Annotated in this window: 17 protein-coding genes; 3 read left to right on the top strand and 14 right to left on the bottom strand. The window is 70.3% G+C overall.

The window, feature by feature from the left end; all coding sequences use genetic code 11:
• Window positions 1-49: 49 nt before the first annotated feature.
• Genes ACZ7CD_RS23315 through ACZ7CD_RS23305 form a run of 3 tightly spaced genes read right to left on the bottom strand, consistent with a single transcriptional unit; the run spans window position 50 to window position 2,608 of the window.
• Window positions 50-541 (bottom strand): DUF6912 family protein, encoded by a 492-nt coding sequence (locus ACZ7CD_RS23315; protein WP_360395094.1) that lies wholly within the window; start codon window positions 539-541, stop codon window positions 50-52.
• Window positions 541-1,932 carry a WS/DGAT/MGAT family O-acyltransferase gene (locus tag ACZ7CD_RS23310; RefSeq protein ID WP_360395091.1) on the bottom strand — a complete coding sequence of 464 codons (1,392 nt, stop codon included), beginning with the start codon at window positions 1,930-1,932 and terminating at the stop codon, window positions 541-543. Before ACZ7CD_RS23310 ends, ACZ7CD_RS23315 begins: the two co-directional genes overlap by 1 nt.
• Before the next feature lie 10 nt (window positions 1,933-1,942).
• Window positions 1,943-2,608: a phosphotransferase gene (locus ACZ7CD_RS23305; protein ID WP_360395089.1), complete on the bottom strand. Its 666-nt coding sequence runs from the start codon at window positions 2,606-2,608 to the stop codon at window positions 1,943-1,945.
• Window positions 2,609-2,726: 118 nt separating this feature from the next.
• Between ACZ7CD_RS23305 and ACZ7CD_RS23300 the strand changes: the two genes are divergently transcribed.
• Entirely contained in the window at window positions 2,727-3,476 is a 750-nt protein-coding gene (locus ACZ7CD_RS23300) for a TrmH family RNA methyltransferase (RefSeq protein ID WP_360395087.1), read from the top strand.
• A 4-nt stretch (window positions 3,477-3,480) separates the two neighbouring features.
• On the opposite strand, the gene ACZ7CD_RS23295 is transcribed toward ACZ7CD_RS23300, so the two are convergent.
• Both ACZ7CD_RS23295 and ACZ7CD_RS23290 read right to left on the bottom strand, forming a co-directional pair.
• On the bottom strand, window positions 3,481-3,783 hold the full coding sequence (locus tag ACZ7CD_RS23295; protein ID WP_360395084.1) for a hypothetical protein: 303 nt from the start codon (window positions 3,781-3,783) through the stop codon (window positions 3,481-3,483).
• Window positions 3,784-3,870: 87 nt separating this feature from the next.
• Window positions 3,871-4,281, bottom strand: coding sequence for an HAD-IA family hydrolase (locus tag ACZ7CD_RS23290; protein ID WP_360395081.1), 411 nt, complete (start codon window positions 4,279-4,281; stop codon window positions 3,871-3,873).
• Between the two features lie 72 nt (window positions 4,282-4,353).
• On the opposite strand from ACZ7CD_RS23290, the gene ACZ7CD_RS23285 reads away from it, so the two are divergent.
• Window positions 4,354-4,758, top strand: a complete 405-nt coding sequence (locus ACZ7CD_RS23285) for an Rv3235 family protein (protein ID WP_470379663.1) — start codon at window positions 4,354-4,356, stop codon at window positions 4,756-4,758.
• A gap of 220 nt (window positions 4,759-4,978) precedes the next feature.
• On the opposite strand, the gene secA is transcribed toward ACZ7CD_RS23285, so the two are convergent.
• The 8 genes from secA to ACZ7CD_RS23245 form a co-directional block, all read right to left on the bottom strand.
• Entirely contained in the window at window positions 4,979-7,846 is a 2,868-nt protein-coding gene (secA, locus tag ACZ7CD_RS23280) for a preprotein translocase subunit SecA (protein ID WP_360395076.1), read from the bottom strand.
• Between the two features lie 391 nt (window positions 7,847-8,237).
• The gene (gene hpf, locus ACZ7CD_RS23275) at window positions 8,238-8,918 is read right to left on the bottom strand and encodes a ribosome hibernation-promoting factor, HPF/YfiA family (protein WP_360395073.1); all 681 of its coding nucleotides are present in this window, start codon (window positions 8,916-8,918) and stop codon (window positions 8,238-8,240) included.
• A 976-nt stretch (window positions 8,919-9,894) separates the two neighbouring features.
• The gene (locus ACZ7CD_RS23270) at window positions 9,895-10,500 is read right to left on the bottom strand and encodes a ComF family protein (RefSeq protein WP_360395070.1); all 606 of its coding nucleotides are present in this window, start codon (window positions 10,498-10,500) and stop codon (window positions 9,895-9,897) included.
• Between the two features lie 158 nt (window positions 10,501-10,658).
• Window positions 10,659-12,398 (bottom strand): LpqB family beta-propeller domain-containing protein, encoded by a 1,740-nt coding sequence (locus tag ACZ7CD_RS23265; RefSeq protein WP_360395067.1) that lies wholly within the window; start codon window positions 12,396-12,398, stop codon window positions 10,659-10,661.
• Complete coding sequence (mtrB, locus tag ACZ7CD_RS23260; RefSeq protein WP_360395064.1) at window positions 12,395-14,137, bottom strand: MtrAB system histidine kinase MtrB; 1,743 nt, start codon at window positions 14,135-14,137, stop codon at window positions 12,395-12,397. Before mtrB ends, ACZ7CD_RS23265 begins: the two co-directional genes overlap by 4 nt.
• Window positions 14,138-14,147: 10 nt before the next feature.
• Window positions 14,148-14,825, bottom strand: a complete 678-nt coding sequence (gene mtrA, locus ACZ7CD_RS23255) for an MtrAB system response regulator MtrA (protein ID WP_030471262.1) — start codon at window positions 14,823-14,825, stop codon at window positions 14,148-14,150.
• A gap of 185 nt (window positions 14,826-15,010) precedes the next feature.
• The gene (locus ACZ7CD_RS23250) at window positions 15,011-15,841 is read right to left on the bottom strand and encodes an SAM-dependent methyltransferase (protein ID WP_360395061.1); all 831 of its coding nucleotides are present in this window, start codon (window positions 15,839-15,841) and stop codon (window positions 15,011-15,013) included.
• Between the two features lie 75 nt (window positions 15,842-15,916).
• Window positions 15,917-16,561: a dTMP kinase gene (locus ACZ7CD_RS23245; protein WP_470379662.1), complete on the bottom strand. Its 645-nt coding sequence runs from the start codon at window positions 16,559-16,561 to the stop codon at window positions 15,917-15,919.
• Between the two features lie 143 nt (window positions 16,562-16,704).
• On the opposite strand from ACZ7CD_RS23245, the gene ACZ7CD_RS23240 reads away from it, so the two are divergent.
• Window positions 16,705-17,673, top strand: a complete 969-nt coding sequence (locus tag ACZ7CD_RS23240) for a helix-turn-helix domain-containing protein (RefSeq protein ID WP_360395055.1) — start codon at window positions 16,705-16,707, stop codon at window positions 17,671-17,673.
• 60 nt (window positions 17,674-17,733) lie between these two features.
• Here the strand turns inward: ACZ7CD_RS23240 and ACZ7CD_RS23235 are convergent, their stop codons facing one another.
• On the bottom strand, window positions 17,734-19,821 hold the full coding sequence (locus ACZ7CD_RS23235) for a TerD family protein (protein WP_470379661.1): 2,088 nt from the start codon (window positions 19,819-19,821) through the stop codon (window positions 17,734-17,736).
• Window positions 19,822-19,889: the final 68 nt, after the last annotated feature.

Here is a 19,889-nt window from a genome sequence, read left to right as displayed (position 1 = left end):
GGGACGGAGCCGCTCACGGCACCTCTACCTCAGTTCGACGTGACCTGAGTCACATCAGCTCCAGCACGAACGCCAGCTCCTGCGCCGCGTACCAGGCCAGCTCGTGGTCCTCGGCGCTGCCCAGCGCGAACTCGGCGTCCGGGTCGCCCAGATCCGCCGCGTCCACGACCTCGGCGGCGGCGCGCACGTCGTCCTCGGCCTCGGCCGTGTCCAGGTGCACGGACGCGACGTCCTTCAACGTGAACGGGCCCACGACCTTCACCACCGAGAAGTCCAGGTCCGGGCGCAACGTCACGTCGTCCGCGTCCACCGCGACGACCGCACGGCGCGGTTCCGACTTCTCGTCACCGGCCAGCAGCCGCAGCGACGCGCGGGCCGCGTCGAGCATCGCGGCGTACTCCAGCTCCTCGGTGTCGCCGGCGGCGTAGGACTCGCGCAGCGCCGGCGTCAGCGCGAACGCCGTGCCGCCCACCGGTGTGAGCTCGCCGCTGTCGACGAAGCTGCGCAGCATGGCCACCGTGGCCGGGATGTAGACCCTCATCACGCGCTCGCCGTCCCCATCAGTTCCTCCACCGACTCCTCGACCATGCTCGCGAGAACGTCCACATCGGACATGGCGTCGCGGTCGCCGTTCAGCCCGAAGTACACACCGCCGTCGTACGACGTCACCCCGATCGCCAGCGCCTGGTTCTTGGCGAGCGGCACGACCGGGAAGATCTCGGTCATTCTCGCGCCCGCCGCGTACAGCGGCACCTGCGGGCCGGGCACGTTGGTGACGATCACGTTGAACAGCCGGCGGCTGAACGAGCTGGCCGCCCGCGCGCCCAGCGCGTGCAGGGTCGGCGGCGCGAAGCCGGAGACCTTGACCAGCGCATCGGCGGCCACCGACTGGCCGGACTCCAGGTGGGCGCGGGTCGCGTGGCTCACGTGGTGCAGCCGCACCACCGGGTTCGGCTCGCCGACCGGCAGGTCCACCAGGTAGGCGGAGACGTTGTTGCCCGAGTCGGGGTCGGTGTCGCGCACCGACATCGGCGTCATCGCGCGGATCGTGGTGCTGCCGGTGACGTTCTCACCGCGGCTGAGCAACCAGTTGCGGATCGCACCGGCCAGCGCCGCCAGCACCACGTCGTTCACCGTGCCGCCGTGGGCCTTGCGGATGGCGCGCAGGTCGTCGAGCTGGGCGCGCGCCACGGCGAACCGGCGCTGCGGCGAGGTGATCCGGACGTTCAGCGGGCTGCCGGGCGCCGGGCTCGCGGCGGTGTGGATGGCGGCGGCGACCGCACCCACGGCGTTGACGACCTTGCCGACCGTGGCGACGGTGTCCATCGCGGCGCTGCGCACGTTCTCCACGAGCTCGCCCGGCCGGTGCACGATGTCCGTGACGGCGTCGCTCACCAGCTGCAACGAGCTGGGCTCCGGCTGCGGCATCCACAGGTTCTCGACGTTCGTGCGCGGCGACGGCGACACGTCCAGCATGACCTGGCCGATCTCCAGCGACGCGATGCCGTCGACCATGGCCTGGTGGGTCTTGGTGATCACGGCGAGCTGGTTCTTCGCCAGCCCCTCCACGAGGTAGCTCTCCCACAGCGGCCGCGAGTGGTCGAGCGGCCGCGACATCAGCCGCGCCACCAGGTCGTGCAGCTGCTTCTCGTTGCCCGGCTTGGGCAGGGCGGAGCGCCGCACGTGGTAGGTGACGTCGAAGTCAGGGTCGTCCACCCACACGGGCCGCGCGATGCGGCCGGGGACGTGCACGACCTTCTGCCGGTAGCGCGGCACGAGGCTCAGCCGCTGCTCGATGAGGTCGACGAGCTTGTCGTAGTCGAACCCCGCCTTGGGCCTGCGGAACACCGCCACGCCACCGACGTGCATCGGCGTCGTGGAGCCCTCCAGGTACAGGAACGAGGCGTCCAGCGCTGACAGTCGGTCCGGCATGCCCGCCAGACTAGTGCCGTTTCGCGTCCATGAGCTTTTCCAGCGCCGCCCGTTCCCGCGGATCGCGGTCGTGCCGCTCCAGCCGGATGCGCGCGGCCTCCGGAATCGCCTCCCGCGCCCGCGGGTCCACGTTGGCCATGAACGACCTGAGGAAGTTCCACCGCGTCAACCGGCGGGCCGTCGTCAGCCGCGCGACCGCCAGCGACACCCAGGACAGCGCCACGTCGAGCCGCCGGTCGCCCCTCATCGCGCAGGCCCAGTCGAGCACGACCGGTCCCTCCGGGCCGAGCACGACGTTGCCGGGGTGCAGGTCGAGGTGCAGCAGGTCGCCGTCGCCGGTGAGGAAGTCGGGGGCCCGCACCGCGTCCAGGCGGTGGTGCAGGTCGGCGAGCTCGCGGCCGAGCTGACCGGCGAGCCACGGCTTGCGGCCGATCTCCTCGGACATCCGCGGGCCGGGCACGTACTGCATGACGAGCTCGTCCGCCGTCGCGTCGTGCACCCGCGGCACGGGGATGCCGTGACCGCTCAGGTACAGCATCATCTCGGCCTCGCGCCGCAGGTCACGGCCTGTGCGCGTGCGTTTGACGAGCAACCCGTCGGACCGGATGAACACGTCCGAGTCCTGGCCGCTCGCGAGGTGTTGACGTTGCGCGACGCTGCGCACACCTGACGTCATGTGACGATCATCATGCATATGATCCAAAGCACAAGGGCCGAACGGCTCTACTCGTGCTCTTCACCCGTTCGAGCCGGGCGTGCGGGGGCGTGCCGGGCCGTCTGGCACCCTCTTCGGCGTGGAGATCTCGCCCAAGGACCGCTTCGTCACCGTCTACGGCCGCAAGCCCGTGCTGGAGGCGCTGGACGACCCGGCGCTGTCGGTGGACAAGGTGGTGCTCGCCGACACCGCACGCGGCCCGGCGGCGCGCGAGATCCTGGACGCTGCCCGGTCGCGGGGCGTGCAGGTGCAGCGGGCGACCGCGCAGCGGGTGAAGGTGCTGGCGGGCAACGGCAAGCAGGACCAGGGCGTGCTCGCCGACGTCGTGGCGCCGCGGATGAAGCCGCTGGCGCTCGCGCTGGAGGAGGACGACCTGCGGTCCGTGCTGGTGCTGGACGGCATCACCACGCCGGCGAACGTCGGCATGATCCTGCGGACCGCGACGGCCGCGGGCATCGACGGCATCGTGGTGCCGCGCCGCGGCGTCGCCTCGATCGACCCGCTCGTGGTGAAGGCCTCCGCCGGGGTGGCTTTCCGCGCGCCCGTCCTGCGCTGCGGCACCGCGGCGGAGGCCTCCGCTCTCCTGCGCGCGTCCGGATATCCGCTCCACGCGCTCGATTCCCACGCGTCCGACACGATCTATTCCGCTGAATTCGCGGAACGGTCGGCATTCGTGCTCGGCAGTGAGACGTTCGGGATCACCGAGGACGTGCGCCCGCACATCACCTCGTGGCTTTCGATCCCGATGGCGGCGGGCGTGGAATCGCTCAACGTCGCCTCAGCGGCGGCCGTGCTCTGCTTCGAGCTCGTGCGGCGCGCCCAGGGCTGACCGCCTACAGCCAGTCGACGTGGTAGCCCTCGACCCACACCGGGCCGACCAGGCCGTCGCACCCGGCGATCGACGACCTCGCGCGCACGTGCCCGATCGTGCCGTGCTCGTCCCAGCTCGACAGCGTGGTCCGGCAGTGGGCGACGGCGCGGAAGTTGCCCGGCCAGCCGTCGTCGCAGAAGACCTCGACGCTGCGCCCGTCCCGCGGGAACTCCTCGCGGCAGCCGCGCTCCTGCGCCCGCGCAGGAGCCGCGACCGCCGAACCGACGGCGATGACGATCGCGGCACAAGCGGCAATTCTTCGCATTCGCTCTCCTGAGGATCAGCGGAACCAGGCCGCGTCGAAGTTATCCGGGGAGCGGAATGACCGGCAATTACGCCTCGGGGTGAACCCTCAACCGCGCAGCGCTGTCGCTAGCAGGATCTCCAGTTCCTCGAGGGTGGTCCGCGTCGACCGATGGTGGACGCCGACCATGCCCGCCTCGGCGGCGCCGCGGACGTTCACCGCGAGGTCGTCGACGAACACGCACTCGCCCGGTTCGAGACCGAGCTTCGCGGCCGTGAGCAGGTAGATGCCGGCGTCCGGCTTCGCCAGCCCGACCTCGCCGGAGATGACCGCCGCGTCGAACAGCCCGTGCCAGTGCGCCGGCGGCTGCCACCACCCGTCCGCGTTGGACAGCAGCGCGGTCTTGAACCCCTGCTGCCGCGCCTTGCGCACCGCGGTGAGCAGCGGCGGTTCCGGCGGGTTGTCCTCACCGGGGTCGGTCAGGACGCCGCCGTAGTCCAGCACGAGGGCCTTCAGCATGGTCAGGACCGTACTACCCACTCCTTCGAGTGATGGGTGTCCTGATCGGCGCGCTGCGCCGCCGGTTTCGGCATGCCCCCAGTCGTTCGCCGCCTGCCCACCTACGAGCCGCCCGCCGGGGCGACTTTCGTGCCACGCCCCCGCGCACGCGGGTCGTGGCTGCCCGCACCGGAGCCACCGCCGCCGCCGCTCGACGCGGCCCGGCTGCTCACAGCCGTCCTGGAGGTGGTGGACGGCCGTCGCCCCGGCCGTTTGCTGCAACAGCTCGCCCTGCCCGCGCTGGCCGCCCGGCTGGGCCGGTCGGTGCGCGTGCGGACCACCCGCCTGCTGCGGCCTCCTCGTGTCTGCCACCCAACCCGGTTCGCCGCCGAGATCGCCGCCACTGTGCGCCGCGACGAGCGCGTGCTCGCCGTGGCCGCACGCGCCGAGCACCACGACGGCCGCTGGCTGCTGACGACGTTCACAGTGCTGGAGTAACCCTCCCCGCTTCCGCGGAGCGCACGCGGGGACCTTTCGTACTCTCCTGCAGTACGAAAGCTCCCCGCGTGCGCTCCCCCAATTCCGCATGCCGGAAGTCACGCGGGCGCTCCGCGTTCCCTCCAGGGGCACGCGGGGACCCCGCGTGCCCCTCCAGGTACACGCAGGGGCCCCGCGTTCCCCTGGGGGAAGCGCGGGGCCCCTGCGTGGCCGGTTGCTGCTAGCGCTTGCGGCGGTTGCCCTTCGCGGCCTGGCGGGCCGCCTCACGCCGCTCCTTGCGGGTGCCGCTCTGGGCGCCACCGCCGTTGTTCTCGTCGCTGTGCTGCTCGACGCCGCCGTCCTCGGCCGGGCCGCTGTAGCTCAGGTGCTGCTCACCGGGGCCACCGAGACCCTTGCCGCGCAGGGCGGGCGGGATCGCGTTGCCGGTGGCGAGCTGCGCCATCGCCGGACCCGCCGGGGCAGCCGGCTGCTGCTGCGCCTGCTGCTGGGCGGCCGCCGCGGCACGGGCGCGGGCACGGGCCCCCGTCGCGGGCAGCGGCTGCGGGGCCTGGCTCAGCAGGACCGGGACCTCCGGCTCCGGCTGGGGCTCCGGCTCCGCGGCCTCGACCTGCAGGTTGAACAGGAAGCCGACGATCTCCTCCTTCAACGCGTCGAGCATCGCGTTGAACATGTCGAAGCCCTCGCGCTGGTACTCGATGAGGGGGTCGCGCTGCGCCATGGCGCGCAGACCGATGCCCTCCTTCAAGTAGTCCATCTCGTAGAGGTGCTCGCGCCACTTGCGGTCGAGGACCGACAGCAGCACGCGGCGCTCCAGCTCGCGCATGGCGCCCTCGCCGACGCGGCCGTCGATCTCGGCCTCGCGCTCGCGGTAGGCCTTCAGCGCGTCCTCGACGAGCACCTCGCGCAGGTACTCGCGGCTGACGTCCTCGTCGGACTCCAGCAGCTTGTCCGGGTCGACGCTCACCGGGTACAGCGTCTTGAGCGCCGTCCACAGCTTGTCGAAGTCCCAGTCCTCGGCGTAGCCGTCGGCGGTCGCGCCGTTGACGTACTCCTCGACCACGCTCTCGATCATGTGCTCGACCTGGTCCTTCAGGTCTTCACCCTCGAGGACGCGGCGGCGCTCGGCGTAGATCACCGTGCGCTGGCGGTTCATGACCTCGTCGTACTTGAGGACGTTCTTGCGGATCTCGAAGTTCTGCTGCTCGACCTGGGTCTGCGCGCTGCGGATGGCGCGGGTGACCATCTTGTGCTCGATCGGCACGTCGTCCGGCACGTTCAGGCGCGTCATGACCATCTCGACCATGGACGCGTTGAACCGGCGCATCAGCTCGTCCTGCAGCGACAGGTAGAACCGCGACTCACCGGGGTCGCCCTGACGGCCGGTGCGGCCGCGGAGCTGGTTGTCGATGCGGCGCGACTCGTGGCGCTCGGTGCCGAGCACGTAGAGACCACCGGCCTCGCGCACCTCGTCGGCCTCGGCCTTGCCCTGGGTCGTGAGCTCCTCGACGACCTTGGCCCACTCGGCCTCGTACTCCTCCGGCGTGGTCACCGGGTCGAGGCCGCGGTCGCGCAGCTCGTGGTCGGCGATGATGTCCGGGTTGCCGCCCAGCACGATGTCCGTACCGCGACCGGCCATGTTCGTCGCGACCGTGACGGCGCCCTTGCGGCCGGCCTTCGCGATGATCAGCGCCTCGCGGTCGTGATGCTTCGCGTTCAGCACCTCGTGCGGGATGCCCTTGCGCACCAACAGCTTCGACAGGTACTCGGAGCGCTCGACGCTCGTCGTGCCGATCAGGACCGGCTGGCCCTTGGCGTGCTTCTCCGCGATGTCCTCCGCGACCGCCTCGAACTTCGCCTCCTCGCTCTTGTAGACGAGGTCGGGCTGGTCCTTGCGCTGCGGCGGGCGGTTCGTCGGGATCGGCACGACGCCCAGCTTGTAGGTCTGGTGGAACTCGGCCGCCTCGGTCTCCGCGGTACCGGTCATGCCGCCGAGCTTCTCGTAGAGGCGGAAGTAGTTCTGGAGGGTGATCGTGGCGAGCGTCTGGTTCTCCGCCTTGATCTCCACACCTTCCTTGGCCTCGATGGCCTGGTGCATGCCCTCGTTGTAGCGCCGCCCGGCGAGCACACGACCCGTGAACTCGTCGACGATCATGACCTCGCCGTTGCGGACGATGTAGTCCTTGTCCTTGGTGTAGAGCTCCTTCGCCTTGAGGGCGTTGTTCAGGTAGCCCACCAGCGGGGTGTTCGCCGCCTCGTACAGGTTCTCAATGCCCAGCTGGTCCTCGATGAACGAGACGCCCTGCTCGGACACGCCGACCGTGCGCTTGCGCTCGTCGACCTCGTAGTGCGTGTCGCGCTTCATCAGCGGGCTCAGCCGCGCGAACTCGACGTACCACCGGGCGCTCTGCTCCGCGGGACCACTGATGATCAACGGCGTGCGCGCCTCGTCGATCAGGATCGAGTCGACCTCGTCGACGATCGCGTAGTAGTGCCCGCGCTGCACGCACTCGTCCAGGCTCCACGCCATGTTGTCGCGCAGGTAGTCGAAGCCGAACTCGTTGTTCGTGCCGTAGGTGATGTCCGCGTTGTACGCCGCACGCCGCTGCTCCGGCGTCATCTCGGACAGGATCGCCCCGACCGTGAGCCCGAGGAACCGGTGGACACGGCCCATCCAGTCCGCGTCGCGCTTGGCGAGGTAGTCGTTCGTGGTGATGACGTGCACGCCGCGGCCGGCCAGCGCGTTGAGGTAGACCGGCATGACGGAGGTCAGCGTCTTGCCCTCACCGGTGCGCATCTCGGAGATCTGCCCGAGGTGCAGCGCCGCGCCGCCCATGAGCTGCACGTCGTACGGGCGCTGGCCGAGGGTGCGCTTCGCGGCCTCGCGGGCCACGGCGAACGCCTCCGGCAGCAGTTCGTCGAGCGACTCGCCCTCGGCGTGGCGCTTCTTGAACTCCTCCGTCTTCGCACGCAGCTCGGCGTCGGAAAGGTCGACCACGTCGTCTTCGAGGTGGTTGATGTGTGCTGCGATGTTGCGGAGGCGCTTGAGCATCTTGCCCTCGCCGGCGCGGAGCAGTCGGGACAGCACCATCTGGATAGACCTCATCACCTGTATCGCGGCGCGCCCACGTCGGACGCCTTTCCCCTGCCCATCGTAGGCAAGTCGCCAAGATGTGTGCACAGACACAGGCGGATTGCCGCGCCTGACCTGGTATGGGCAGGTCAGGCAGGCCGTTCTGCGATCTTCCGCAGACCACCTGCCGCCGGTGCCCCCATCTCGGCTACTGGTGTGGAGAACGCATGAGGCCCGTGTGAAGGTTCCTGGCGGCGCGAAGTTCACCTTGACGGTGAACGAACCGCGGTTGACAAGCCCGTTTGGTCCCGTTTGCGCCGTCGGCGGGTGGCCGGTGAACGCACACCGCCGCCCTCACGCGCGAGGGGCGCGAAGGGCGGCGGTGGTCGAGGGTGTGTGGTTTACCGGATCAGGCCAGCCTGATCACGCCGTAGTCGAATCCCTTCCGGCGGTAGACGACGCTCGGGCGACCGCTGTCGGAGTCGGCGAACAGGTAGAAGTCGTGTCCGACCAGTTCCATCTCGTAGAGGGCCTGGTCGACCGTCATGGGTTTGGCGGCGTGCTCCTTCTCGCGCACCACGCGTCCGGGCAACTTGTCCTCGAGGCCGTCGTCCCACCGCTGCGCGGGCACTTCCGCCATGCCCTCGTAGTCGGCCTCAGGTGCGTCGAGCACCGCGGTCTTCGCGCGGCGCGACGTCATGACCTGACCGTTCTGGTCAGCAGCGGGGGAGGTGTCCCCCAGCCCGCTTGTCGCTTCCGCCACCGAGATCGGGGCGCGGGCCCCGTGGTGGACGCGCCTGCGGTCGTGCGACCGGCGCAGGCGGTTCTCGAGCTTCGCGACCGCAGCGTCCAACGCGGCGTAGAAGTCACCCGCGCAGGCTTCGGAACGGACCACCGGTCCACGTCCCTTGCCGGTGATTTCGACCCGCTGGCAGTTCTTCGACTGGCGGCGGTTCGGCTCGTGGAAGAGTTCCACGTCGAAGCGGATGACCTTGCGGTCGTAACGCTCAAGCCGGGCCAGCTTTTCGGCGACGTGCACCCTGTAGTGATCGGGCACCTCGACGTTGCGGCCCTTGACGACGATGTCCATACACGACCTCCCTCGCTTTGCTGCGAGCTTTGGCTGGACTGATTTATCGAGCGCCGTGGCGATCTTGGATCGCAGATGTGTCGCAGAGGGTCGTCCTCGGCAGGTCTCACGGCGCCTGGGTCATGGGCTGTTCGCCTCCTCCCCGCGGGCCGGGAACGGCTGATAGCGGTGCACGTTAGCTTGGGATTCACCGTCGCGTAAGCCCCCTTGCCGGGCGAACCGGCAGATTTTTCGGCGACTACGCAGCGCGACAACTCCCTGCCACAGCACGTGTTCCCAGCGTGGCACGAGCACCACTCTCCGGCATCTCGCTCACCCGTAAGGCGCAGCGCGTGGCCACCACTCGACCGCAGCACCACTGCGTCGAACGGTTCCCAGCGCGGCCTCATACCCAGCCAACGGGTGACCACCGCGTCATGTTCCCGAAACTTCGAAGAGATCGATTCCGATGCCTCCGACTCCGGTCCAGATGCGACGGAACCGCGCTTTCTCCAACTGAACCGTTCCGTTTCGCTGACCGATCACGAGCGTGTCACGCCCGGCACGCCGGCGGTTTTCGCCCATTCGCGTACGAGCCCGGCGATCTCCACCACTGTCCGGCGAACCATGCGATTCCTCTGATAACCGCTGGTCAGCTCTACAAGTGAATAGGCGTTAACCGGAGCACCGAGCAGACAGCCGACATCGGGCGGTGCCAAACGCGCCGCCTGCGGGGGTCACCGCACAGGGCCGCGCGACCAGCCCTGGCGCTCCCCGCCCGGAGGCAGCGCTCTGCGGCGGCGCACGACACGGCGACGAAACACGGGTCTGTCCAACGTCGGGTCCAAACGTGCCACTCCGCAGTTCCGGATCTTCGGACAGGACGGGGCTCGCGACGACGACCTGGGGATTCCCGTCCGACCAGGACGAACCGGTGATCCACTGGCCGGCACCAACTTCACCCTTGTGGGCGGTGCCGAAAGTCCCGGTCGAACCGTCAACCCCACGAACGCGCTGACGAAAGCGCCAGCACGGCCTGCGCGCGAACACCGGACGATCGCAACGCGCGGGCACATTCACCAGCCGTCGCACCCGTCGTGACCACGTCGTCCAGCAGCACAACTGTTCCCGGTGGGGGTCTGCCGCAAACGCGCACGCGCCCGTCCACGTTCCTCCTGCGCGCTCCCGGACCCAGCCCCACGGAGTCGGCCACGCCCGCCGTGAACGACAGGACCGGTGCCACGGCGGCGATCTCCACGGCCCGCGCGATTCTCACCATGTGGTCGCCCCCGCGTTCCTTGGCCGCCCCGGCCCGTGACGGCGCCGGCACCAGCACCCACGGCGCGGGCCCGACCGACACGAGCGCCGCGGCCACCACGGCGCCGAACCACGCAGCCAACGCCCGCGCACCCCGTTCCTTGAACGCGAGCACGAGCTCCCGCACCACGCCGTCGTACGCCGCCAGCGCCCACACCGGCGGCCCGACACCGGGCACGGACAGGCGAGCCGGCGGCCCGAACGCACCGAGGCAGGACGAGCAGCAGGCGGGGCCGGGCCGCCCGCAGCCGGAGCAGCGGACGGGCACGATCAGCTCAAGGGGCATGTGGACCAGGGTGACGACGGGGTCTGACATTTTCCGCGGTCCCGCACACCGCCGAACCAGCGATGGGTGCGCAGGCGGCCGGAAGGGCGGTTGGCAGCGGAAAAGTGCTCGCTGATCTTGAGTTGGCAGTACTTGCAGACGCCGGTAGGAGCAGGGGGTCAGCCCGGGTAGAAGACCTGTGAACCGGTTGACGTGCGGATCGGGCTCGGACGCCACACGTCGGTGATGTCCGTGGCGATCCACAGCCCGGAGCTGTCGATCACCTGCACCGACCGCGACGGGCCCGCGGCCACCGACCCGACGAGCCCGGTGAGGTTCGACTGGCTGTACCGGTCGAGCTTGGCCCCGTCGATGTAGACCTTGCTGACCGGCAGCGCGGCCACGGACGACGACACGACCACGATGTCCTGCGACAGCCAGTCCACCGACAGCACCGAGGAGCCCAGCAGGGACGGCTGAACGGCCCGCGGGGAGCGCAGCGCCACGTCCTGCTGGTTGCGGACCACGGAGGCCACGTAGAGCTTCCCGGCGATGACCAGGGCAGCACGCGTGCCGTCACGGGAGAGGCGGAGCTCGGTGATGCCGCCGAACGCGGCCAGGTCGGTGGTGTTGACGCTCTTCGCGGTCCAGTTGCCGTTGTCCGCACGGGTGACGCGCGTGACCGAGCTCCCGTCGGCGACGGTCCAGACCTCCTTGCTCGGCTCCTTCGGACCGCTCGACAGCAGCCACGTCGGTCTGGTCAGCGAGGTGGCCGGCAGGTCCACCTCGGACAGCGGCTGCTCGTTCTCCCCCACCCGCAGGCGCATCGCCGCGCCGTCGCGGGTCACCACCGCCAGGCGCGAGCCGTCCAGCGACTGGGCGGCGCTCGCCACGGTGTAGGTGCCGTCGCCGGCCGGGCCCTTGACGGCGACGCCGTCGTTCAGCGAGCGCAGGCGGCCGTCCACGACCAGCATGCCGGGCAGGTTCACGTTCGAGGCCAGCAACGCCTCACCCGCGGTCGCCGACACGTCGGATGGGCGGTAGTCGCGTTGCTCGGCCAGGATCTGCTGGCCGTCGACGAGGACGCGGATGCGCGAGGACGTGACGCCCTGGAACGACTTCACGACCTGCGCGACGATCTGCTTGTTCTTCTCCGGCGTGCGGTCGTTGCCGACCTTGGTGAGGTTGACCTCGAGCGCGCCGTCGTCGGCTTCCTTGGTGTTCGAGAACTTGTCGGTGTCCGGGCCCAGCGCGGAGACCAGCGTGTCGCGCAGCGCGTCACTGGGACCCTTGATCAGCAGCTCGGTCACGCGGGTCGGGATGTCGGTGGCGGGCGGCACGACCACGAACCGCGGGTCCGGCACCAGCACGCTGAACTCCGGGTTGTAGAACCAGAGCACGACGCGGCGGTAGCTGTTGTTGAACACGTTCTGCGGCATGTAGACGCCCAGCGGCGGCTCGGAGATGCGCCACTGGTTCTCGTTGTTGCGCTCCAGCTTCACCGGCGTCGAGAAGTCGCCGAGCTGCGGCACGAACGCGTTGTCGTTGGCGCCCAGGCGGCCGACGTTCTTGCCCTGCAGCAACACGGTCTGCGTCTTCTCGGCCTGCGCCTGCGAGGTCGGCACGGTCGAGAACGACGTCTCGATGATCGTGGGGCTCTTGGTGTCCCACTTCTTGTCGGCCTCCGGCGTCAGGTACGCCCGTGCCGCCGCGTAGTTGTGGTCCGGGTTGGACGTCGCGCCGATGAAGTCGCGAACCAGCTCGAACGGGTCGAGGTCGCGCCGCGGCTCGGGCGCCTGGTTCGTGTTCGAGGCCTTGTTGTCCTTGGTGCCGATGGGTTTCGGCTGGGTGTTCGTCGGGATCGCGGCACAGCCCGTGATCGTCACGAGCACGAGGAGCACCAGGGTCAGCCGCTTCACCGCACTTCCTCCGAAACCTCGTCGGGCACGCCGTCGACCGGTTCGGCCGGCTGCCAGGTGATCTCCTCGGGGGTCAGCTCGACCTCCTCCGGTTCCTCCGCCACCGGCGTCTCCGCGACGGCGGCGACCGCGCCGGCCGCGATGGCGGGTGCCAGCGGCAACGGGCTCTCGCGCAGCTCCTCGCCGTGCGTGCGCGGCAGCGTCAGGCGGAACACCGCGCCGTGGCCCGGTTCTCCCCATGCCTCCAGCCAGCCGCCGTGCAGCCGCGCGTCCTCCAGCGAGATCGACAGGCCGAGGCCGGTGCCGCCGGTGCGCCGGTTGCGCGACGGGTCGGCGCGCCAGAACCGGCTGAACACCAGGTCCGCCTCGCCCGGCCGCAGCCCGACGCCGTGGTCCCGCACGGTGATCGCGACCGCGTCGGCGTTGCCGCGCATGGTCAGCTCGACCGGCTGGCCCTCGCCGTGGTCGATCGCGTTCGCCAGCAGGTTGCGCAGGATGCGCTCCACGCGGCGGGAGTCCAGCTCGGCGGTGAGCTCCTCGTCCGGGAGGTCCAGCACCACCGGGGAGTTCGCCGTCGTCGACAGCGCGCGCACCGAGTCGTGCGCCCGGCGGGCCAGCACGCGGATGTCCACCTGTTCGGCGGTCAGCTCCTCGACACCGGCGTCCAGGCGGGAGATCTCCAGCAGGTCGCCCAGCAGCGACTCGAACCGGTCGAGCTCGTCGACCAGCAGCTCGGTGGAGCGGGCGAGCCCGGCGGGGAACTGCTCGCGCGAGGCGTGCAGGACGTCCGCGGCCATGCGCACGGTCGTCAGCGGCGTGCGCAGCTCGTGCGAGACGTCCGAGGTGAACCGGCGCTGCAGCTGGCCGAACTCCTCCAGCTGCTTGAACTGGGCCTGGATGGACTCGGCCATCTCGTTGAACGACTCGGCCAGCCGCGCCACGTCGTCCTCGCCGACGACGTGCATGCGTTCGTGCAGCACGCCGTCCGCGAACCGCTCCGCGACCTCGGCCGCCTGCCGCACCGGCCGCACGACCTGCCGGGTCACCAGGTTCGCGATCAGCGCGAGCAGCATCAGCAGCACGACGCCGCCGACCACGAGCGTCGACTGCACGACCTCGGCGGTGCGCTGCTCGGAGGCCAGCGGGAAGATCAGGTAGAGCTGCATCGACCGGGCCGTGGTGCTCATCGGCAGGCCGACGACGTACAGCGTGGTCGGTTGCCCGCCGCGCTGCACGGTGTGGATCTGGGTGCCCTCGCCGCCGTTCTCGACCATCTCGCGCAGGCCGGGCGGCACGTCGTCGAGCGGCCCGACGGACGGCACGCGGGCGCTGTTGGACGCGAGCCCGTCGGCCAGCACGGGTTCGAACGCGCCGGCGCCGGCCGCCGTGGCGTCGGTGCCGGCGCTGCCCACCGCGAGCTTGTTGATCGCGCTGGTGAACCGCGTCTGCACGCTGTCCGGACCGGGGTTGAGGCCCACGAGGTCGGACTGGATCAGCGTCTGCGAGGCCTTCGCCTGGCGGACCGCCGCCTCCTCCTTGGTGGCCAGCAGCTGGTTGGTGATCTGCATCTGCAGGACCATGCCCAGCACGAAGACCACGGCGGACGACAGCGCGAGCGTGGACACCACGACCCGCAGCTGCAGCGAACGCCGCCACAGATCACCGAACGCGGCCCACCGCTTGCGCGCCTCCTCGACGAGGAACTGCGCCTTCGCGGCGAGCGGCCGAACGAACTTCATACGCCACCTGTCACGGAGGGCCGGCCTTGTACCCGACACCGCGAACGGTCAACACCACCTCGGGGTGCTCCGGGTCCCGTTCCACCTTGGACCGCAGCCGCTGCACGTGGACGTTCACCAGGCGGGTGTCGGCGGCATGCCGGTAGCCCCACACCTGTTCGAGCAGCACCTCGCGGGTGAACACCTGGCGCGGCTTGCGGGCGAGCGCGACCAGCAGGTCGAACTCCAGCGGCGTCAGCTGGATCGGACGGCCCTCGCGCAGCACCTCGTGACCGGGCACGTCGATCGTCAGGTCGCCGATCTGCAGCACCTCGGACGGCTCGGCCTCGGTGCGCCGCAGGCGCGCCCGGATGCGGGCGACCAGCTCCTTCGGCTTGAACGGCTTGACGACGTAGTCGTCGGCACCGGACTCAAGACCCAGCACCACGTCGACCGTGTCGCTCTTCGCGGTGAGCATCACGATCGGCACGCCCGACTCGGACCTGATCGCCTTGCAGACGTCGATGCCGTTCATGCCGGGCAGCATCAGGTCGAGCAGCACGAGGTCGGGCTTGAGCTCGCGCAGCGCGGGCAGGGCACGGGCACCGTCGGCGACCACCGCGGTGTCGAAGCCCTCCCCGCGCAACACGATCGTCAGCATCTCCGCCAGGGCGGGGTCGTCATCGACGACGAGCACGCGTGCCTTCATGCCCAACATCGTTGCACTGCCGGTCGCGCGTTCGCGCACCACCCACGTTCCATCGCCGCTGGTGGCGGAGCGCGCTCGTTCGGTAACCGGCCGGAACCCTCGTTCCACGTGCCCCACCTCGCCTGATTCGGCCTGATCGTCGCGTGCATCGTCGTGCGACGGTCACCATTCGTTACCCGGTGGTGTCAGGCCGTGCGGACGGCCGAGGCCAGCCAGATGCGCGCGTCACCCACCTTCCGCGGGTCGGTGATGGCGGGCACCGGGCGTTCGTGCCGCGCGGCCAGGTCGACCTGGTGCGTCACGGTGCCGCGCCAGCCGTGCCCTGCCAGCCACGCCACCGGGTCCTCCACGTCGGAGCACCAGCCGGCGTCCATCGAGTCGAACCGCTGCTGCACCGCCCTCATCTGCGGCAGCTCCCGGAACGCGCGGTTGACGTGTTCGAGCGCGAGCGTGCTGCCGCGGGCCGACAGCGCACCGACCCAGTGCATGATCCGCTCGCCGGCCTCGGGGGGCAGGAACATGAAGAGGCCCTCCAGCAACCACGCCGTGGGCCTCCTCGGGTCGTACCCCGCGTGGATCAGCGAGGTCGCCCAGTCGTCGCGCAGGTCGCAGGGGACGACGACCCGGTCGCAGGACGGACGTGCCCCCAGGTCGCCGAGGGCCTGCTCCTTGAAGTCGAGCAGCTCGGGTAAGTCGAGCTCGAACACGGTCGTGCCCGGCGGCCAGTTCAACCGGAACGCTCTTGTGTCGAGCCCGGCCGCCATCAGCACGACCTGGGGTCGCGCCGCGTCGAGGAGCTGGTCGTCGAAGTAGCGGGTGCGCAGGACGAAGTGGTCACCGGCGAGGTTGCGCACGCCGTTGAGGTCGCTCGCGGAGCCTGCGGCCGTCACCAGCCCCTCGGCCAGCGGGTCGTCGAAGAGGCGGTCGAGTTGGCGTTGCTCGGTGGCACGGGCGGCGGCGATCAGGACCGCCGTCCGGGCGACCCCGACCGGGGTGCGCTGCAATACGCGCTTCAAATTGGGCACTCCTATTAACTCACAGTGACGTACCGACACTCGATCGTGTCAACGGGTACGCACGTGAGCGACCACTCAAGGAGTGAAGAGCGGTCCCAAAAGCGAACGGAAGTTCACGTTTGACCGGCCGTCGACCGATTGCCACGGCGCGAGCCAGCCGATGTTCGCCAATCCGTCGTAAACAGCACCGCAACGGGCTTGCAGGCCGCCATCGGATTCATAAATGTCTCGCGCACGAGACCCGTCTTCCCGCTCCCGTTTCGCGGCACGTTCCGCGGCGACCTCGACGGGCACGCGCAGCAGCAGGTGCAGGTCCGGAACGGGCAGCCCGAACCGCTCGACCTCCAGCTCGCGGACCCACCGCACGAACTCCCCGTGCTCGTCCTGGTGCAGCCGCGCGGCGCTGTAGGCGGCGCTGGAGGCGACGTACCGGTCGAGCAGCACGACGTCGTGCCGTTCGAGGTCCGCGCGGATCTCGTCGGCGGCGCCGCGCCGGTCCAGCGCGTACAGCACGGCCATGCCGTAGACGGAGTCGCTGAGGTCGCCGATGGTGCCGTAGAGGGCGTCGCGGACCAGGTCCGCGTGCACGCTGATCCCGTAGCGGGGGAAAGCGTGGCTGGTCACGGTCCTGCCCTCGGCTTCAAGAGCGGCGATCAGACCGTTGGCCAAGGTGCGCTTGCCGGCCCCGTCGAGGCCCTCGATCACTACGAGCTTTCCCACGCCAGCACCCTACGGGACCGGTACCGGCCACTCACACGGCCGCAACCCGTCCCCCACACGGGCGAAATCCGATCTTTCGATCACCAGATCGAGTGACTACGGTGAACAGTCACACGGCGCGTGTGTGAAGGGTAGGTGCCGCGGTGGCCGCGGAATCCGGGCACGCCGAGTCGGTCGACGAACCGATCGGTAACCCGACCGGGGGTCTGCCGACCCCGCTCGCCGAGACGCTGCGCTACGGGCCGTTCCACCGCGCTCTGCGCGAGGCGATCGCCCACCGGGGCCTCTCGCTCGCACGGCTGCGCGCCCACCTCGAACAACTCGGTGTCCAGGTGGGCCAGTCGACGCTCTCGTACTGGCAACGCGGCCTGCGCCACCCGGAGGTCCCGCGTGCGATCAGCACCGTGCGCGCGTTGGAGTCCGTCCTGCGGTTGCCGCCATCGTCCCTGCTGGACCTCATCGGTCCACGCACCGCCAACACCTACCTGCCGCGCCCGGTGCCGACGTGCCCGGACTCGGCGCCGTTGCTCGCCTCGTTCGACTCGGTGCCCGAGGCCGCGCGCAGCAACGCCGACCTCGAAGTGCTCTCCGTGCACGACACCGTGCAGATCGGCATGCACCGCGAGCAGCGCTCCATCACCACACGGCTGGTCGTGCGCGCGGTGCGCCAGGGCCCGGACCGCTACCTCGCCGTCCACCAGGGCGACGACGGCGCGGTGATCGACAACGCGCTCGTGCGCGCGGGTGAGGGCTGCCGGCAGGGGCGGCTGCGCAGGGAGGGCGCTTCCCGGAACCTGGCCGTGGAGATGCTCTTCGACCGCAGGCTCTCGGCCGGCGAGGAGCACGTCTTCAGCTACACCGTCGTCGACGACACCGGCGGCGCGACACCCGGCAACCACCGCACGTTCCGCGACGTCTGCGGCTCCTACCTGGTGCAGCTGTCGTTCCACCGGCGGGCGATGCCGGCGCGGTGCACGAAGCAGTTCCGCGCGTCGGCCGAGGCCACCCCGGTCGACGTCGAGGAGCTGGTGTGCGGGCTCGGCGGCGTGGTGAGCGCCTACTTCAGCGACGTCGGGCCGGGGATCGCGGGCATCGCGGTCGAGTGGAGCTGAGAAGCGAGGGCGAGGAAAGCGAGAGGGCTATCTTTACAGGAGTGTGAGAAGGAAGCCCTCTCATGGCCTCGCGTCGTCCACGCTAGCAGTCCTGTCCAGGACTTTGTCCAGCTGCTCGACGGTCGCGGTGAGCGGACTTCCGTCCGGAGTGGACTTGCGGCGCACCACGTCGGCCAGGTGCCAGACGGTGAAGTGCTTGCGCCCCAGTACAGCCGCCACGGTCTCGCGCACGATGCCGCGGTTGCCCTCGACCCGGTTCCCCCACGAGGCGCCGCGCAGGTACAGGTGCAGCCACGTGGCGAGCCAGCCGCCCTCGCAGCGCTCGAAGACGACCGGCAGCGCGACCCGGCCGTTGCCGCGCATGGCACTGCGCGCCCGCACGGTGCTCGGCTCGAACGGCTTGCCGCGCTGGCCGGGCTCCCGGGTCATGAACCCGAACATCGACTCGGCGACCTCGTTGAAGCCCTCGCCGTCGTAGATGTTCACCTGCGGCACCACGTACTTCGCGGTGATGGCGGAGTGGGGCACGTCGATGAACTCCGTGGCACCGTCCGGCGCCTCGGTGAGGTCACCCGAGTAGTAGGCGCCGTCGCCGTGGTGGCTGGTCCACGACACCTGCCCCTTGAAGTCGAAGGCGGCGTTGAGCAGCACCGCGGACAGGTCGTAGTCGGTGCGCTGCCCCTTCTGCCGCCAGTACGCGAAGAACCGCAGGAGGTCGCCCTCCAGCCACGCCTTCGACCCGCGCGGCAGCACGTTGAACCCCTCTTCGGAGGCCTTGCCGGACAACGGGAGCACGACGTCGAGCGCCTCGGGCGCCACGCGCAGCTCCGAGACACCGGGCAGCCTGCGGACGAGCTCGTCCTCCAGCACGTCGACCAGGGCACCGACAACGGGGCTCGCGAGCGGCGGCCGGACGTCGTCCGTGACCCACGCCCGGCCGTTCCGGTTGGCGAAGACCCTCGCGGCGTCCGGCTTCTCGCGGTTCTGGAGGTGTTCGAGCACCGAGCAGAGCACGCGGCCGGACACCTCGGGCGCGGCGGCGCGCACGGCGTCCACGACCAGGTCCTGGTCCGCGCCGTACCGCAGCAGCCGGTCGAGCTGGCGCAGCAGCATCCCCGGTGCCGCGCCGAGGACACCGACGGCCGTGCGGAGGTCGCCCTCCTGGAACGCCAGCTCCACCCGTCCTGCGAACGACCTGACGACCTTCTCCCTGCGTGCCACCGCGAACACGTCCTGCGCGCACGGCAGCAGCTCGTACTCGTGCGGGTGCAGCCGTTCCCCGAGCCGCTTCCACGCTTCACGGTGCCGCGGCACGTCACCGAGCTTGCCGGGGTTGCTCCGCACGGTCTCGTCCAGCGCCGCCAGCAGGACCCGGCGCTCCGGCCGCCGGAACGACCGGAACCGGGTGGGCGTCCGCAGTGTCACGTCCCCGCCCGACGCCTGGCACGCCAGCCGCAGCACGTCCGTGACGGTGTCGACTGACGGCACGGCACCACGGGCCAGCCGGGCGGCGTTGACCACCGCGCGGTTCTCCCTGACCGGCACGGCCTCCGGCAGCTCGTCGGTCTGCTCGGCCAGCTCGGCGAGCAGGTGCAGGTCGGCCTCGCCCAGCGGCGTCGGGCTGCCGGCCAGCTCCAGGTAGAGGCGGCGGGTCTCCTCAGCCTCGGTCCCGCCGAGGTGCAGGACGGTGACGCGGTCCTTGACGGACGGGATCAGCGCGTCGTGCGCCTGGAGGAGCTCCTCGTAGGTGTGCCGGCGGGTGCCGTACTCCGGCAACGCGAGCAGGTTGAGCACGCCGTTCGCCGCGAGCTCGTCGGCAGGCACGTTCTTGAGCAGCGCGTCGCGCAGGCAGTGCGCCCAGAACTCGACGGTGTCCGGCACGCCGTGCGGGAAGTCCTTGAAGTAGGGGTTGTGCCGCACGTCGTCCCCGACGAGCCTGCGGACGGCATCCACGATCGTCCGGGTGTACGCGGCCGGGTTCTGCAGACCCGCCACGTGCTCCACGAGCTCCTTCGACGCCTTGAACCCCACCTGCACCAGCGCCGCGTCCAACCGCCTGGCTTCGGCCCGGCCGTCACCGGCGGCCCCGGTCGAGGTGGGCACGCGCAAGGTCCGGCCGATGAGGGTCATGAGCACCCGCTCAGTCAACCTCGCACGTCAACCGAGTAAGTGCACCCGTTCGGGGCCGATGTTGTTCTTCGCACAACGCCTACCTT

The organism is Lentzea sp. NPDC036949, from assembly GCF_055608075.1.
Note: the sequence above shows the minus strand (reverse complement) of the source record. Positions and strands in the feature narration are given on the sequence as shown.